Annotated in this window: 15 protein-coding genes; 8 read left to right on the forward strand and 7 right to left on the reverse strand. The window is 73.1% G+C overall.

Annotated features, from left to right (window positions below):
- The first annotated feature begins 1 nt into the window (after window position 1).
- Both ACFYPS_RS19850 and ACFYPS_RS19855 read left to right on the forward strand, forming a co-directional pair.
- Window positions 2-1,054, forward strand: a complete 1,053-nt coding sequence (locus ACFYPS_RS19850) for an acyl-CoA desaturase (RefSeq protein WP_354963794.1) — start codon at window positions 2-4, stop codon at window positions 1,052-1,054.
- A 184-nt stretch (window positions 1,055-1,238) separates the two neighbouring features.
- Window positions 1,239-2,390 carry an FHA domain-containing protein gene (locus ACFYPS_RS19855; RefSeq protein WP_354963795.1) on the forward strand — a complete coding sequence of 384 codons (1,152 nt, stop codon included), beginning with the start codon at window positions 1,239-1,241 and terminating at the stop codon, window positions 2,388-2,390.
- Window positions 2,391-2,440: 50 nt separating this feature from the next.
- On the opposite strand, the gene rocD is transcribed toward ACFYPS_RS19855, so the two are convergent.
- The 3 genes from rocD to ACFYPS_RS19870 form a co-directional block, all read right to left on the reverse strand.
- Window positions 2,441-3,655 carry an ornithine--oxo-acid transaminase gene (gene rocD, locus ACFYPS_RS19860; protein ID WP_354964008.1) on the reverse strand — a complete coding sequence of 405 codons (1,215 nt, stop codon included), beginning with the start codon at window positions 3,653-3,655 and terminating at the stop codon, window positions 2,441-2,443.
- On the reverse strand, window positions 3,655-4,470 hold the full coding sequence (gene ddaH, locus ACFYPS_RS19865; protein WP_354964009.1) for a dimethylargininase: 816 nt from the start codon (window positions 4,468-4,470) through the stop codon (window positions 3,655-3,657). Before ddaH ends, rocD begins: the two co-directional genes overlap by 1 nt.
- 549 nt (window positions 4,471-5,019) lie before the next feature.
- Window positions 5,020-5,847 carry a thrombospondin gene (locus tag ACFYPS_RS19870; RefSeq protein ID WP_387326006.1) on the reverse strand — a complete coding sequence of 276 codons (828 nt, stop codon included), beginning with the start codon at window positions 5,845-5,847 and terminating at the stop codon, window positions 5,020-5,022.
- Window positions 5,848-5,978: 131 nt separating this feature from the next.
- On the opposite strand from ACFYPS_RS19870, the gene ACFYPS_RS19875 reads away from it, so the two are divergent.
- Window positions 5,979-6,788, forward strand: coding sequence for a DNA-formamidopyrimidine glycosylase family protein (locus ACFYPS_RS19875; protein WP_354963797.1), 810 nt, complete (start codon window positions 5,979-5,981; stop codon window positions 6,786-6,788).
- 12 nt (window positions 6,789-6,800) lie between these two features.
- Here ACFYPS_RS19875 and ACFYPS_RS19880 read toward each other — a convergent pair whose 3' ends face one another.
- Window positions 6,801-7,667, reverse strand: a complete 867-nt coding sequence (locus ACFYPS_RS19880) for an aminoglycoside phosphotransferase family protein (RefSeq protein ID WP_354963798.1) — start codon at window positions 7,665-7,667, stop codon at window positions 6,801-6,803.
- 81 nt (window positions 7,668-7,748) lie between these two features.
- On the opposite strand from ACFYPS_RS19880, the gene ACFYPS_RS19885 reads away from it, so the two are divergent.
- The 4 genes from ACFYPS_RS19885 (at window position 7,749) to ACFYPS_RS19900 (ending at window position 11,491) form a co-directional block, all read left to right on the forward strand.
- Window positions 7,749-8,600 (forward strand): LLM class flavin-dependent oxidoreductase, encoded by an 852-nt coding sequence (locus tag ACFYPS_RS19885; RefSeq protein ID WP_354963799.1) that lies wholly within the window; start codon window positions 7,749-7,751, stop codon window positions 8,598-8,600.
- Window positions 8,597-9,022 (forward strand): nucleoside deaminase, encoded by a 426-nt coding sequence (locus tag ACFYPS_RS19890; protein WP_354963800.1) that lies wholly within the window; start codon window positions 8,597-8,599, stop codon window positions 9,020-9,022. The genes ACFYPS_RS19885 and ACFYPS_RS19890 overlap by 4 nt, the downstream gene beginning before the upstream one ends.
- Before the next feature lie 253 nt (window positions 9,023-9,275).
- The gene (locus ACFYPS_RS19895) at window positions 9,276-10,541 is read left to right on the forward strand and encodes an AGE family epimerase/isomerase (RefSeq protein WP_354963801.1); all 1,266 of its coding nucleotides are present in this window, start codon (window positions 9,276-9,278) and stop codon (window positions 10,539-10,541) included.
- Window positions 10,538-11,491 carry a carbohydrate kinase gene (locus ACFYPS_RS19900; RefSeq protein WP_354963802.1) on the forward strand — a complete coding sequence of 318 codons (954 nt, stop codon included), beginning with the start codon at window positions 10,538-10,540 and terminating at the stop codon, window positions 11,489-11,491. Before ACFYPS_RS19895 ends, ACFYPS_RS19900 begins: the two co-directional genes overlap by 4 nt.
- 52 nt (window positions 11,492-11,543) lie before the next feature.
- On the opposite strand, the gene ACFYPS_RS19905 is transcribed toward ACFYPS_RS19900, so the two are convergent.
- The 3 genes from ACFYPS_RS19905 to ACFYPS_RS19915 all read right to left on the reverse strand — a co-directional run bounded on the left by ACFYPS_RS19905 (window position 11,544) and on the right by ACFYPS_RS19915 (window position 15,136).
- Window positions 11,544-12,524, reverse strand: a complete 981-nt coding sequence (locus tag ACFYPS_RS19905) for a LacI family DNA-binding transcriptional regulator (RefSeq protein ID WP_354964010.1) — start codon at window positions 12,522-12,524, stop codon at window positions 11,544-11,546.
- A gap of 72 nt (window positions 12,525-12,596) precedes the next feature.
- Window positions 12,597-13,976 (reverse strand): FAD-dependent oxidoreductase, encoded by a 1,380-nt coding sequence (locus tag ACFYPS_RS19910; protein ID WP_354963803.1) that lies wholly within the window; start codon window positions 13,974-13,976, stop codon window positions 12,597-12,599.
- A 23-nt stretch (window positions 13,977-13,999) separates the two neighbouring features.
- Window positions 14,000-15,136, reverse strand: coding sequence for a glutamate--cysteine ligase (locus tag ACFYPS_RS19915; protein WP_354963804.1), 1,137 nt, complete (start codon window positions 15,134-15,136; stop codon window positions 14,000-14,002).
- A 229-nt stretch (window positions 15,137-15,365) separates the two neighbouring features.
- Between ACFYPS_RS19915 and ACFYPS_RS19920 the strand changes: the two genes are divergently transcribed.
- Window positions 15,366-15,659 carry a DUF6412 domain-containing protein gene (locus tag ACFYPS_RS19920; RefSeq protein WP_354963805.1) on the forward strand — a complete coding sequence of 98 codons (294 nt, stop codon included), beginning with the start codon at window positions 15,366-15,368 and terminating at the stop codon, window positions 15,657-15,659.
- Window positions 15,660-15,702: the final 43 nt, after the last annotated feature.

Genomic DNA, 15,702 nt, shown 5'->3' on the forward strand with positions numbered 1-15,702 from the left:
AATGGCGCTCGGAGCGGTGGCGGAACCGCCGGTACGACGGCGAGGCAGTGACTATGCACAGTTGTCCCGACGGATCAGCCAGGCGGGCCTGCTGGAGCGGCGGCCCGGCTGGTACGTCGCCCGCATCCTGCTCACCCTCGGCGCCTTCGTGGCCGGCTGGGTCGCCGTGTTCCTCGTCGGCGACTCCTGGTGGCAGCTGCCGCTCGCGGCCGTGATGGCGGTGGCCACGACCCAGGTCGCGTTCCTCGGTCACGACGCCGGGCACCGCCAGATGTTCCGTCGACGGGGTCCCAGCGAGCTGGTGGGGTTGTTCGCCGGCAACGCGGCGGTGGGACTGAGCTACGGCTGGTGGGTCGACAAGCACAACCGGCACCACGCGAACCCGAACCACGAGGACGAGGACCCGGACGTCGGCGCGGGCGCCCTGGTCTGGACGCCGGAGCAGGCGCTGGAGACCCGAGGTTTCGGTCGCTGGATGGCCAAGCGGCAGGCGTACTTCTTCTTCCCGATGCTGTTCCTCGAGGGCCTGAACCTGCACGTGGCGAGCATCCGGGCGATCGTCGGCCGGGGCCCGGACGGCCGGTACGCCACGCCGATGCGGCACCGGGCGGTCGAGGCCGGCCTGCTCCTCGCGCACACCGCCGGTTACGTGGCGCTGCTGCTGGCTGTCATGTCGCCCGGGAAGGCACTGGTCTTCGCCGCCGTGCACCAGGGGCTGTGGGGCCTCTACATGGGCTGCGCGTTCGCGCCGAACCACAAGGGCATGCCGATGCCGACCGCTGAGGACGAGCTGGACTTCCTGCGCAAGCAGGTGCTGACCTCCCGCAACGTGCGGGGCAGCCGGTTCGTGGACACCGCGCTCGGTGGGCTCAACTACCAGATCGAGCACCACCTGTTCCCGAACATGCCCCGGGCCAACCTGCGCCGGGCCCAGCCGATCGTCCGCGCCTACTGCGCCGAGCAGGGCATCTCGTACGCCGAGACCGGGCTGGTCGAGTCGTACCGGCAGGCGCTCGGCCACCTGCACGAGGTGGGCCAGCCGCTGCGCGGCTGAGCACGGAGGCCGCTGAGCCGCCCGACACCCCGCCACCGCTGGTCGATGCCGCTCGCCGACCCCGGTAGGGTCGGCGCATGGCAGACCTGCTCACCGCGGAAGCGGTCCGAGACGACCTCGGCGGGGTCACCCACCGCGACATCGACCTCGCCCGCCGGATCGACGAGTTCATCCGGAGCGCCCGATGAGGTTCGAGATCAGCAAGGTGCTGGACGCCATCGAGGGTCGCGTCTGCACCGACCCGTCGCTGGTCCGGGCGGTGCTCGACCTGGCCGAGGTGATTCGCTACCAGGACATCGACGGCGGCCGGCCGGCCAGCCTGCTGCGGCTCGGCATGGTCATCGACGCGCTCTCCCGTGAGCTGGAGGAGGACAGCGTCCAGGTCTACGCGGTGGTGCACCGGGCACTGCTCTCCGACGCCGATCTCACCTCCAACGAGCGGATGGTGGTCCGGCGCTGGGCCGACGACGGGCTCGTCGAGGTGCTCGACAACCCGGGCGACCGGATGCTGGAAGTCGCCGACCTGCTTGGGCTGCCGGTGCTCAGCCGGGTCCGCTTCGACGGGCTGCGCGGGCGGTTCCCGTGGCTGGTCGAGCAGCCCGGTCGGTTGCTCGCCCCGGTGCCCGGTGCCGGCGGACCGGCGTTCATCGCGCACGTCGGGGGCGGGCACTCGCCGGTTGCCGGCACCCGCTCGCCAACCGGGGCGAAGCTGCTGGCCCGCCAGTGGCGCTGCCCCGAGCCGGGCTGCGCGCTGTTCGGTGGCGGTGGTGGAGGCGGCGCGTTCGCCGACCTCGCCCGGGTGGAGCGCAGCCCGGCCGGGCAGCCGCCGCCCGCGCTGCGCGGTGGCGTACCGACCTGCCCCCGGCACGGCGCACGGCTCGGCGACGGCGGGCCCCGGCCGCGTACGGAGGTGCTCGCGGTACGCGTCGGCGGCCTGGTCCGGCGGCGGTTCGTGCTCAGCGAGGAGCAGCCGGTGCTGGCCGGCCGGGCCCCGGAGCAGGACGGCGGGATCATGCTCGGGCAGTGGCTCAACGACGAGGCCCGACGGTGGATCAGTCGTGGCCACGTCCGCTTCGAGCTGCGGGTCGGCGAGGTCGTGGTGACCGACGTCAGCACCAACGGCTCGGGCATCCGGCCGGCCGGCTCGATGGCCGAGGCGGACCGCATCGCCCTGGCGCCACAGCAGTCCCGGGTGCTGGGTGAGGGCGACATGGTGGAGCTCTACCCCGGGGTGCAGATCGGCCGGGCCGAGGAACTGCCCGCCGGCGCCCCGTTCACCCCCACCTCGGTGATGGCCGAGGCCCCCACCATGGCGATGCGCCTACCTCGCCCCTGACGCGAAAGGCGGGCGTCGGTCCCGACGCCCGCCTTTCATCACGTTCCGGGTCAGCCGGCCAGCACGGCCGCGAGCTGAGCGACCGCGAGGTCGATCTCCTCCTCGGTGATCACCAGCGGCGGGGCGAGCCGGATGGTGGAGCCGTGCGTGTCCTTGGCGAGCACGCCGCGCTCGGCGAGCCGCTCACACGCCTCGCGCCCGCTCATCAGCGCGGGGTCGATGTCCAGACCGGCCCAGAGACCGCGGACGCGTACCCCGACCAGGCCCTTGCCGACCAGCCCCTCCAGACCAGCCCGCAGCCGCTCGCCCAGCTCGGCCGAGCGGCGCTGGAACTCGCCGGTGGCCAGCAGCCGGACCACCTCGATCGCCACCGCGCAGGCCAGCGGGTTGCCACCGAAGGTGGAGCCGTGCTGGCCGGGCTTGAGCACGCCGAGCACGTCGGCGTTCGCGGCCACCGCGGAGACCGGCACGATGCCGCCGCCGAGCGCCTTGCCCAGCAGGTACATGTCGGGCACGACGCCCTCGTGGTCACAGGCGAAGGTCGCACCGGTACGCCCCAGCCCGGACTGGATCTCGTCGGCGATGAAGAGCACGTTGCGCTCGGTGCACACCTCGCGTACGCCCGGCAGGTAGCCGTCCGGCGGCACCACCACGCCCTGCTCGCCCTGGATCGGCTCCAGCAGAACGGCCACGGTGTTCTCGTCGATGGCGGCGGCCAGCGCGTCCAGGTCGCCGTACGGGACCACGGTGAAGCCCGGGGTGTACGGCCCGAAGTCGGCGCGGGCGTCCTCGTCGGTCGAGAAGCTCACGATGGTGGTGGTCCGGCCGTGGAAGTTGCCCTCGGCCACCACGATGTTGGCCTGACCGGCGGGCACGCCCTTGACCTGGTAGCCCCACTTGCGGGCCACCTTGATCCCGGTCTCCACCGCCTCGGCGCCGGTGTTCATCGGCAGCACCAGGTCCTTGCCGCACAGCTCGGCCAGCTCCCGGCAGAAGTCGGCGAACTGGTCGTGGATGAAGGCCCGGCTGGTCAGCGTCAGCCGGTCGAGCTGCGCGTGCGCGGCGGCGATCAGCTGCGGGTGCCGGTGGCCGAAGTTGAGCGCCGAGTAGCCGGCCAGGCAGTCCAGGTAGCGCCGGCCGTCCACGTCGGTGAGCCAGGCGCCCTCGGCGGAGGAGATCACCACCGGCAGGGGGTGGTAGTTGTGCGCCGTCCAGCGCTCGGCGTCCCGGACCGCTCCCGGCGTCCGCAGGATGTCATCCACGATCACTTGCTTGCCTTTCCCTGACGGAGTCGCAGCGTGCAACACTTCGGTCCGCCGCCGGCCTTACGCAGCTCGGACAGGTCGACACCGATGGTCTCGTAGCCCCGGTCGCGCAGCTTGGCGGCCAGGTCGGTGGCCTGCGCGGGCAGCACCACGTGCCGCCCGTCGCTGACCGCGTTCAGCCCCAGCACCTCGGCGTCGGCCATGGTGGCGTGCACGGCGTCGGGGAAGAGCCGGCGCAGCACGGCCTGGCTGCCGGGGGAGAACGCCTCGGGCAGGTACGCCACGGTCCGCTCGTCGAGCACGGTCAGCGCGGTGTCCAGGTGGTAGAAACGCGGGTCGACCAGCTGCATGGTGATCACCGGGTAGCCGAAGACCTCCTGCAACTGGGCGTGCGAGGCGTGCGCGGTGCGGAAGCCGGTGCCGGCCAGCAGGTGGTCGCCGGCCAGCAGGACGTCGCCCTCGCCCTCGTTGACGTGCTTCGGGTCGTACATCTCGAAGCCGGCGGCCTCGAACCAGGCCCGGTAGGCCGGGGCTTCGTCGGCGCGCTGCGGGTCGCGGAACTGCACGGCCATCGCCTTGCCGTCGATCACGGTGCCGCCGTTGGCGGCGAAGACCATGTCGGGCAGGCCGGGCACCGGAGTGATCTCCTCGACGGTGTGGCCCAGGTCGCGGTACGTCTGGCGCAGCTGCTCCCACTGCCGGACGGCCAGGTCGGCGTCGACCGGCGCGCTCGGGTCCATCCAGGGGTTGATCGCATAGTCGACGGCGAAGTACGTCGGCCGGCACATCAACAGGCGCTGGCTGGTGGCGTCCATCGTCATTGTGGTGCTCCCAGGTGTCGGGCGCGCCCGGCCACCGTGGCCAACGGGCTGGCGCCGTTGCTCAACGTTATGCGGCGTCAGCGGCAGGATCCACCACTGAGAGTTGCGCGGACCGAACATTCGTTGCGTATGGATGGTCCGCGACTGCGATTCGTTGCGTCAGAGCTTGGCGAGGCGGGATTCGTGTTTCCGGCCACTGGTTGTCGCCGTGCTCGAGGTCGTCTGGCGCGTCGACCAGCGGGTCGGGTGAGCCTTCGTGCGGCCTTTGCTCTGCTTCAACGGGCGCAACACGCGACGTCCGTTTACCGGACGTGCGGTGTTGCGTGGGGTGAAGCAGAGCAAAGGACACCGTGCACGTGGTCCTCCGCGCTGCGGGACTCCTCGTGACGGGCCTGGCGAGCTGGGCCGGAAAACACTTCAGGGGCGGCGAACCCGCCGCCCCTGAAAGGGTGTCGCCCGGCCGGTGAACCACCGGGGTGTTCGGGCTGCCGGCGAACCACCGGCTTTTCGCCGGTGCATCACCGGCGAGCGGAACAGTGCCCGCTAGAAACGGTCGACAAACTGTGAGTCGAGCCACTCGCGGAAGCGCTGCACCCAGTCGCCGTCGGTGGTCGGCCAGTCGAACTGGCCGGTCGTCGCCAGCACGCCGATCACCACCGCGGCCAGCCCGATCAGTACGCCGAACAGCGCGTCGGTCTTGCCGGCGACGTGCCGGCGGCGGGTGGCCATCAGGCCGAGCACCGAGAGCACCGCGCCGAGGGCGCCGAGCCCGATGCCGTACCCGGCCAGGGTGCCGGTCAGCACGAAGAGCGCACCGGCGACGGAGACGATCAGGCCGAGGGTGGCGAGCAGGCTGGCCCGTGGCCTCGGGCCGCGCGTCACCGTCGGCTCGGGCGCGGTCCGGTCGGGGGTCGGGTCGAATGGGCGGTCGGTCGAGACCCGGTCCGTCGTGTCGGGTCGCCGGGTCGTGCTGGCGAGGTCGGCGTCCCGGTCGGCGGTGCGCTCGGTGGTCGGGTCGGTGCCGGGCCGGGGCTCGGTCTCCACGGGCCGGGCGGTGGCGGGCCGTGGATCGGTCTCCGCCGGTCGGCCGGTGGCGGCTCGTGCAACCGCCGCCCGCTCGCTCGCCCGCCGCTCGGCCTCACCGGCCTGGTCACCGGTCGCCGTGGGGCTGCGGTACGTCGTCTGGTCGGCGTCCCGCTCGGTGACCACGGGGCGGCCCGCAGTCTCGTCGTCGGGTCGGCTCACGCGGGCCGCCGATTCGTCCCGGCCCTCGACGACCGGGGTGTCGCGGCCGTCAATGCGGCCGTCGAGGTTCTCGTCCCGCGTCGGTGCCGGCTCGGACCGGCGGGACAGCGAAGGAATCCTGACCACAACACACCTCCTGATGAATGCGTGGTGGCCGACGGAACGGGTGGCACCCACGCGGTACCGCCCTGAAATACCCACCTGGGCGTTTCCTGACACCAATCCCGGGTACGGCCGACTCGCTATCCTTGGCACCCGTGCCAGAGGGACACACCATCCACCGCCTGGCGGCCCGGCACGCCGAGTTGTTCGCCGGGGACAAGCTGCACGCCGCCAGCCCGCAGGGCCGCTTCGCCGAGGGCGCCGCCCGGCTCTCCGGCACCGTCCTGGAGAGCACCGAGGCGTACGGCAAGCACCTGCTGCACCACTACGCCGGTGAGCTGACGCTGCACGTGCACCTCGGGCTGTACGGGAAGTTCACCGACGGGTCGGGGGAGCCGCCGGAGCCGGTCGGCCAGGTGCGGCTGCGGCTGGCCAGCGACCGGCACTGGCTGGACCTGCGCGGGCCCACCGCCTGTGAGCTGCTCACCCCGCCCGAGGTGGTCGCACTGCGAGACCGCCTCGGGCCGGATCCGCTGCGCGCCGATGCCGATCCCGAGCGGGCGTACGCCCGGATCTCCCGCAGCCCGACGCCGCTGGCCGCGCTGCTGCTGGACCAGTCGGTGGTGGCCGGTACCGGGCTGATCTTCGTGACCGAGGCGCTGTTCCGGGCCGGGCTGCCGCCGACGATGCCCGGTCGAGGGCTGACCCGTGCCGGTTGGGACGCGCTCTGGGTCGACCTGGTCGGGTTGATGCGGCTCGCGGTCGAGCACGGCCGGATCGACACCGTGCGCGACGCGCACCTGCCGGAGGCGATGGGGCGGCCGGACCGGGTGGACCGGCACGGTGGCGAGGTCTACGTCTACCGCCGCCCCGGCGCGCCCTGCCACGTCTGCGGCACCGAGGTCAGCCGCGGCGAGCTGGCCGGGCGCAACCTCTACTGGTGCCGTACCTGCCAGCCCGCCTGATCGGCCGGTCGGTCACTGCTCGTCGAGCAGCCACCGGACCACCTCGACGTTGTGCGCGAGAAGCGCGTCGCCGTCGAGACTCCAGGCCAGCGTGTGCCCGATCGTCCAACCCCGGACCCGCTCCCGGTCCAGCCCGAGCTCGGTGCTGAGCCGGTCCAGCCGGTGCTGGACGGCGGCCGGCGAGTGGCCGAGCTCCCGACCGCGCACCATCGGCACGACCGAGAAATCCCGCTCGCCGGTCAGCGGCTTCGGGTCGATCACCAGCCACGGCTCCCGGTCGGCGGCAAGCACGTTGCCGGCGTGCAGGTCCTGGTTGACCAGCACCTGCTCGCCCTGGCTCGACGCCAGATCGGTGAGCAGGGCGAGCGCCGCGTCGAGCAGCCGCCGCTCGTACGGCCGGCCGGCCCGTTCCCACTTGCGGGGCATCCGGTCGATCCAGCCGGCGGCCTCCTCGGCCAACGGGGTGAACGGCGCGCCGGCCGGCCGCCAGAGCCGGGGCAGCAGCCCGGTCACCGCGTCCAGCGCCCGGTCCACGGGCAGCTCGTGCAGCGGAGTGCCGGGTTGGCAGCGCTCCACCAGAAGGGCGCGTCGTTCCGGGTCGTGTGCGAGCGGCCGGATCGCCCCGTCGCCGTCCCAGTGGGCCAGCGCGTCGGCCTCGTGCCGGCTGTCCTCGTCGGGGTACTGGAGCTTCAGAACCGCCGGAGTGCCGTCGGGCAGGTCGGCGGGGAGCGCCAGGGAGGCGTAGGCGTACCGAAAGGGCGAGCCGAGTCGTAGCGACCATCGCTCGGTGCACTCCGTCAGCCATGTCGGGAGTGTGGCGAGCCAGGCCCGGCCCGCCGGTGACGCACGTACCCAGTCAAGTCCCTCGGGTAGATCCATCCGGCCATCCTGGGGCATCCACCGCGCTGTTGTGGGATCACGATGTTCACACGCCGGTCCACACTGGCTACCGTGGGACCCGTGCACATTGGCGTGAACGTACCGAACTTCGCCCCGGGCACCGACCCTGACATGTTGCGACAGTGGGCGCAGACGGTCGAGGGTCTCGGCTTCGACCTGCTGATGGTCTCCGATCACATCGCGGTGACCCCGGACGTGGCCGAGCAGTATCCGGCGCCGTTCTACGAGCCGTTCACCACGCTGTCCTGGCTGGCCGGGGTGACCCGCCGGATTCGGCTGGGCACCACGGTGCTCATCGTCCCGTACCGGCACCCGCTGCTCACCGCCCGGATGGCGGCGAACCTCAACCGGCTCAGCGGCGGCCGGCTCGTCCTCGGTGTCGGCGTCGGCTGGGCCCGGCAGGAGTTCGAGGCGCTCGGCGTGCCGTTCCGGCGGCGCGGCGCGCTGACCGACGATTACCTGCGTGCCATGCGCGACGCCTGGCAGAACACCGACGACTACGACACGGGTGCGATCCCGATCTGGGTCGGCGGCAACAGCGAAGCCGGCATGCGTCGCGCGGCACTGCTCGGTGATGCCTGGCACCCGCTGCGGGTCACGCCCGGATGGCTGGCCGAGGCAGCCGGACAGCTGAAGGCCGTCGCCGACGAACTGGGTCGCCCGGTGCCCGCGTTGATGCCGCGTATCGCGCTGCGGGAGACCCCTGATCCGGTCACCGACCCGGGCCGGCTCGCCGGGGTCGGCGCCATCGACCAGATCATCGCCGACATCGACCAGGTCCGTCTGCTCGGCGCGGAGACGGTGGTGCTCGACCCGTTCAACGGCGACCTGACCGAGATCCGCCAGCCCGAACGCGCCTGGCGGACCCTTGCGGCCGTGGCCGCCCACCACAGATCCCAGGAGGGTCGATGACACCCGACGACGAGACGTTTCTCCGCCGCGCCGTGGAACTCGCCAGGCAGGCAGGGGCTTCCGGCGAACGACCGTTCGGCTCGTTGCTGGTCGGTGCGGACGGCGTCGTCCTGATCGAGGACCACAACACCGTGGTCTCCGACTCGGACATCACCGCTCATCCGGAACTGAAGCTGGCCCGCTGGGCCGCTCGGGAACTCTCCCCCGACGTGGCCGCCGGCGCCACCATGTTCACCAGTTGCCAGCCCTGCCCGATGTGCGCGACCGCGATCAACCGGTCCGGCCTCGGACGGGTGGTGTACGCCCTGTCCAGCGAGCAGTTCGAGACGGTCAAGCCGGCCACCCCGCCGCTGCCCCCGGTCCGGTACGAGGGGCCGGCGCTGTTCGATGAGGCGCGCCAGCCGATCGACAACTATTACTGACCACAGCTGTGGCTGGTCCGGTGCGGTGTGACGAACCGGAATTGACAGTCGGCCGGCTGCCGGAGCAGGGTTGAGCGGTGACAACGATGTCAACGGGCAAAAGGGAGGAATCGTGCGTCATGATCCTCCCCGCTGTGCATCCGGCGCGGCCAGCCGGTTCGCGGCGTCCCGTTGGCGGTTTCCCGGCGCGGACCCGGTCCGCCCGCCGATCCTGGCCGTATGTTCCTTCCCTACCCGACGGTGACCAGCTGAGATGACCGACGTGCCCCGATCCGACGCCGAAAAGACCCCTGCTCCGGCAGGATCACCCGACCTGCCCGACCTCGATCTGTTCCTCGCCGGCCAGACCCACACGCTGCTCGACACGGCGCGGCGGGCGGTCCGGCCCGAGGGCGGCTTCTGGTGGCTGACCGACGACCGCACCCCGGACCGCGGCGAGCCGCTGCACACCTGGATCACCTGCCGGATGACCCACGTGTCCGCCCTCGCCCACCGCAACGGCGACCCGGACGCGGCCGCTCTGGTCGACCACGGAATCGCCGCGCTCAGCACGCTGCTGCGCGACGACCGGTACGGCGGCTGGTTCGCTGCCGTCGACCAGCAGGGCGCGCCCACCAACGAGCGCAAGGCCGGGTACGACCACGCGTTCGTGCTGCTCGCCGCGTCCGGCGCGGCGCGCGCCGGGCGGCCCGGCGCGGACCGGCTCCTCGACGACGCCCTGGCCGTGGTGCGGGACCGGTTCTGGGACGCCGAGGTTGGCGCGGTCCGCGAGTCCTGGAACCGCGACTGGACGGTCACCGAGGACTACCGGGGCGCGAACAGCAGCATGCACATGGTCGAGGCGTTCCTCGCCGCCGCGGCCGCCACCGGCGACGCGAGCTGGACCGACCGGGCGCTGCGGATCGGCACCCATCTGGTGCACGGCGAGGGCGCCCGGCACGACTGGCGGCTGCCCGAGCACTTCACCGCCGACTGGGCACCGCTGCCCGACTACAACCGGGACCGGCCCGCCGACCCGTTCCGGCCGTACGGCTCGACGATCGGGCACTGGCTGGAGTGGGCCCGCCTGCTGCTGGAGCTGGAGGCGGTTCTGCCGCAGCCGCCGAGCTGGCTGCTCGCCGACGCCCGCGCCCTGTTCGCCGCCGCCGTACGACGGGGCTGGGCGGTCGATGGCGCCGACGGCTTCGTCTACACCATCGACTGGGACGACCGGCCCGTCGTCCGCTCCCGGATGCACTGGGTGCTGGCCGAGGCGATCGGGGCGGCGATCACCCTGCACCGGCGCACCGGGGACGCGGTCTACGCCGACTGGTACCGGGTGTTCTGGACCTACGCGCGCCACCACCTGATCGACGACGCCGGGTGGCGGCACGAACTGGACCCGCGGAACCAGCCCGCCGGCACGGTCTGGCACGGCCGGCCGGACGTTTATCACGCGTACCAGGCCGTGCTGCTGTCCCGCTCGGCCGACGCGCTCGGCGGCCCCGGCCCGCTCGCCCCGGGCGAGGTGCCCGCGTGATCGTGGTGGCGGGTGAGGCGCTCATCGACCTGGTGGTCACCGCCGAGGGGCAGCGGGCGGTGCCGGGCGGATCGCCGGCGAACGTGGCGGTCACGCTGGCCCGGCTCGACCAGCCGGTGCGGCTGCTGGCCCGGCTCGGCGCCGACGAGTACGGCCGTCAGCTCGCCGAGCACCTGAGCGCCAATCAGGTGGACCTGGACTGGGCGATCCGCGCCGAGCAGCCGACTTCGGTGGCGGTGGCCACCCTGAACGCCACCGGGCAGGCCAGCTACGAGTTCCGGCTGGCCGGCACGGCGGACTGGCAGTGGACGCCGCAGGAGTTGCCCGAACTTGCGGGTTCGCCGGCGACCGCCCTGCACACCGGGTCACTCGCGCTGGCGCTGGCACCGGGCGCGCAGGTACTGGAGGACCTGCTTGCCCGCGAACGCCGCCGGGACGGGCTCACCGTGTCGATCGACCTCAACCTGCGTCCGAGCATCGTCACCGACCGGGCGGCGGAGCAGGCGAGGGTGCGGCGTCAGGTGAGCCTCGCCCACCTGGTCAAGGCCAGCGACGAGGACCTGGCCTGGCTCTACCCGGATCGGACGGTGTCCGACGTGATGGCCGAGTGGCGCGAGGCCGGGGTGTGCTGCGCGGTGGTGACCCGGGGTGCCGACGGCGCCTGGCTGCTCGCCCCGGACGGCTCGCTGCACGAGGAGCCGGCGGTGCCCACGACCGTGGTCGACACCGTCGGGGCCGGTGACGCGTTCACCGGCGGCCTGCTGGCCGCGCTGGCCGACCTCGACGCCCTCGGTGACCGGCCGGCCGACCGGCTCGCCGCGCTGACCCCGGCGCAGTGGGCCCGGGTGCTCCGGCAGGCCGCGCTGGTGGCCGCGCTGACCTGCGCCCGTCGCGGCGCGGACCCGCCCCGCCGGGCCGAGGTGGAGGCCCTGCTCGGTGCCGTGAGCTGAGCACCGCGCCGGCCCGACCCTCGCTCGGGTCTCGGGTCGGCGCGATCGGCCGTCAGGCGGCCGGCGGGGTCAGGCCCCGACGCAGCAGCCGGGTGGGGAGCACGGTGGTCGACGGTGGGGAGTCGTCACCGGCGATCCGCTGGAACAGCCGTTCGCTGGCGATCCGGGCCAGCTCCCGGGTGTCGTACCCGACGACGGTGAGCGGCCTGGGCATCAGGTGGGCCAACTCGAAGTCGTCGAAGCCGACCAACGCGGCGTCGCTGCCCCGCCGGTGCAGCTCCTGCAGGGCGCCGACGGTGATCCGGTTGTTGCCGCAGAAGAACGCGGTGGGCGGGTCCGGCAGGTCGAGCAGCGCGGCGACGGCCCGTCCGGCCTCCTCCGGCGCGATGAGCCGGTCGCGGACCAGCGACTCGTCGGGCTCGATCCCCGCGGCGGCCAGCGCCGCCCGGGCGCCGGCCAGCCGCTCACGAATGGTGGGCACGCTCGGCGCGCCGAGCAGGACACCCACCCGGCGGTGCCCCTCGTCGAGCAGGGCGCCGACCCCGGCACGGCTGCCGCCCTGGTTGTCCAGCAGCACGGCGTCCGCGAGCAGACCCTGCGGCGGCCGGTCCAGGAAGACCACCGGCATGCCCAGCTCGACCTCGCGGCGCAGGAACGAGTGGTCCGGGCCGGCCGGCACCACCAGCAGCCCGTCGACCCTGCGCTGGGTGAAATCCTGGAGCAGGGCGCGTTCCCGCTCCGGGTCCTCCTCGGAGGAGGCGGTGATCAGCATCGTCCCGTGCGCGGCGGCGATCTCGGCGGCCACACTGGCGATGGTGGCGTAGAACGGGTTGGCGATCTCCTCGATGAGCAGCCCGACGGTGGCGTTGAGCTGTCGGGAACGCAGGTTGCGGGCGATGTCGTTGCGCCGGAAGCCCAGCTCGGCGATGGCGGCCAGCACCCGACCGACCAGTTCCTGCCCCACCGGCTCGTCGTTCACCACCCGGGAGACGGTCTTCAGGCTGACCCCGGCGTGCCGGGCCACGTCGACCATGGTCGGGCGTCGGCGCGCGGTCGGCCGGGTCGGGGTCTGCGTCACGGGGGGGTCCTCCACGGGCGGCGCGGGTCAGCGGTCGACGGCGGCGAGCACGTCGACGGCTTTTCGGGCGGCGATCAGCACCGGGTCCCACACCGGCGCGTACGGCGGAGCGTAGCCCAGGTCGAGCGCCGTCATATCGTCCACCGTCATGCCGTTCCACAGCGCCACGGCCAGCGTGTCGATCCGTTTGGCCGCCTCGGACCAGCCGACGATCTGCGCGCCGAGCAGTCGACCGCTGGGTCGCTCGGCGATCAGTTTGACGGTCATCCGCCGGGCGCCGGGGTAGTAGCCGGCCCGGTTGGTCGAGTCGGCGACCACGGAGATGAAGTCGAAGCCGGCCGCGGTGGCGTCCCGCTCGCGCAGGCCGGTCCGGCCCACCTCCAGGTCGCAGACCTTCGTGACGGCCGTGCCGATCACGCCCATGAAGGTGGCGTACCCGCCGCCGATGTTGATCCCGGCCACCCGGCCCTGCTTGTTGGCGTGCGTGCCCAGCGGTATGTGCACCGGCATCCCGCTGACCCGGTGCAGCGTCTCCACGCAGTCGCCGGCCGCCCAGATACCGGGCATGCCGGGGACCCGCATCCGGCGGTCCACCCGGATCGCGCCGGTCGGCCCGATGGGCAGCCCGGCCGCCTCGGCGAGGGCGGCGTTGGGGCGTACGCCCAGGCCCAGGACCACGACGTCGGTCGGGATCGGCCCCTCCGCGGTGACCACCGCGGAGACCCGGCCGTCGCGCTGCTCCAGGCCGGTCACCCGCAGGCCGGTGCGGATCGTGAGGCCCAGGCCGCGCATCGCGTCGGCGACCAGCTCGGCCATGTCGCCGTCCACGGTCGCCATGGGCTGGTCGGCCGCCTCGACCAGGGTGACGGAGAGGCCGCGCTGGATCAGGGCCTCGGCCATCTCGACGCCGATGTACCCGCCACCGACCACCACCGCCCGGCGCGGCTGCGGCTCGCTGTCCAGCCAGTCGCGCAGCGCGGCCCCGTCGTCGAGGGTCTGCATGCCGAACACGCCGCCCGCGTCGGTGTCCGCCCACGGCGGCTTCACCGGCATCGCGCCGGCGGCGTACATCAGCTCGTCGAAGCGCTCGCGGACCTCGCCGCCCTGTTCCAGGTCCCGGGCGACAACCTCGCGGCGCTCCAGGTCGATGGCGGTCACCTCGTGGCGTATCCGCACGTCGATGGCGTACTCGGTGCGGAACGTCTCCGGGGACCGGGCGATCAGATGCTCCGGGCCGGGCACCAGGCCACTGATCCAGTACGGGATGCCGCACGCCGAGTAGGAGGTGAAGTGGCCGCGTTCGAAGACCACGATCTCCAGGTCGTCACGGACGCGGCGGCGTCGGGCCTGGGACGCCGCCGACATGCCGGCGGCGTCCCCGCCGATGACGATCAGTCGTTGCGCCACGGGACCATCCTGTCACGCGGTGATCAGCCGCGGGTCTGTCGCGCCACGTCCTGCACCACGTCAATCAGCCGTCCGGTGCGGGCGAACACCGCCCGCTGCCGCCCCGCGCCGCTGCCGTGCCGGCGCAGCACGCTCAGCAGGTCGGTCACCTCGGCCCAGTCGCCGTGCTGCTCCAACGCCGGTCGCATGCGTTCCACGAACCGGTCCAGCAGCTCCCACGCCGGGCGCAGCTCGCCGGTGGTGACGTCGACGGCGTCGCCCTCCAGGCCGTCGTGGGCGGCCCGCCAGTGTGCGCCGACCAGCAGGTGGTGGTCGGTGGGCAGCGCGGGTCGGTCGGCCTCGACGTCCGACATGGCGGTGGCCACCAGGGCCCGGACCAGCGCGGCGACCAGCACGGCGTCGTCCACCGACGGGCAGACGTCGCCGATCCGCAGCTCCACGGTCGGGTACTTCGCCGACAGCCGGGCGTACCAGTAGAGCATCCCCTCGTCGAGCATCACCCCGCTGGCGATCAACTGGCGGATCAGCCGCTCGTAGTGCTCGTGCGACTCCAGCCAGGGCGTCGGCGCCACCGACGGCCAGCGTTCCCACTCCACCGAGCGCCAGCTGGCGTAGCCGGTGTCCTCGCCGCGGGCGAACGGGGAGTTGGTGGTCACGGCGTGCAGCATCGGCAGCCAGGGCCGGACGTGATTGAGCACCTGCACGCCGGTCTCCGGGTCGGGGACACCCACGTGCACGTGCATGCCGTTGTTGCCGGGACCCGGGACGAGCAGCCGGAACCGTTCGATCATCCGGTCGAAGCGGGGCTTGTCGACCACCGGCGGCACCGGACCGTCGACCGGCCCGGTGCCGATGGCCAGCAGCCGTACGCCGGCCCGCTCGGCGGCGTCGGCGAGCGCCCCGCGCAGCACGGTCAGGGAGTGCCGGATCGAGGAGAGCTCAAGGCCGGGCGGGCTGCCAATCTCGATCTGGCTGGTTTGGAACTCCCGCTCCACCTGCCCGCGCAGCTCCGCCGGCACCTGTTCGAGGACCAGGTCGACGGCGGGTACCGCGGCCCCGGTGTGCGGGTCGACGAGCAGGAACTCCTCCTCGACACCCACGGTGAGCAATTCGGTCCCCGCGGTCGTCCCGCTGGGCACCTCCGCCACCTGGCCGGTCATCGCCACCACCGTCCGTTCCTGCCGGTCGCGGTCCGTCCGCGTCGGTCGGTCGTTTGGTTACCCACCGTGGCGATGGCGGGAAACGTGGTGACGGCGCGTCGGACCGCGTGTCGGGCGGACACCGCGCGTCGCGCACCGCGTGTCGGCCGCCGCCGGGTTCGCCCCCCACGTGCCGACGGGTGGCCGCGATTCGATCGGCTGGCGTGACACCGGGCCCTAGGCTGAACCCGTGCCGGTACCGGTGGGGCTTCTCGGGGTTGCGTGGATTTCCACGTTCGCGCAGCTCACCCTGCTCGCGCTGCGCCCGGCTGACCTGCTCGCCGGCGTCGCGTTGACCGCCCTGGTGCTGCTCGCCGTGCTGCTCGCGGCGCGCGTGCCCGGTCGCTCGGGAGTGCCGGGCGTCGCCCGGCGCTGGACCGGGCTGCGGGCCCGCTCCCGTGGTCGCCGGGTGCCCCGGCAGGTCGACCCCGACGCGGCCGGCCGGCCCCGCCCCCGCGCACCCGGGCACCCCTCGGCCGCGTAGCGCGACGCCGCCGCGCGGCCGATCCCGCCGTCATCGGTTCTCC

This window comes from Micromonospora sp. NPDC005087, assembly GCF_042872965.1.
Lineage (GTDB): Bacteria > Actinomycetota > Actinomycetes > Mycobacteriales > Micromonosporaceae > Micromonospora.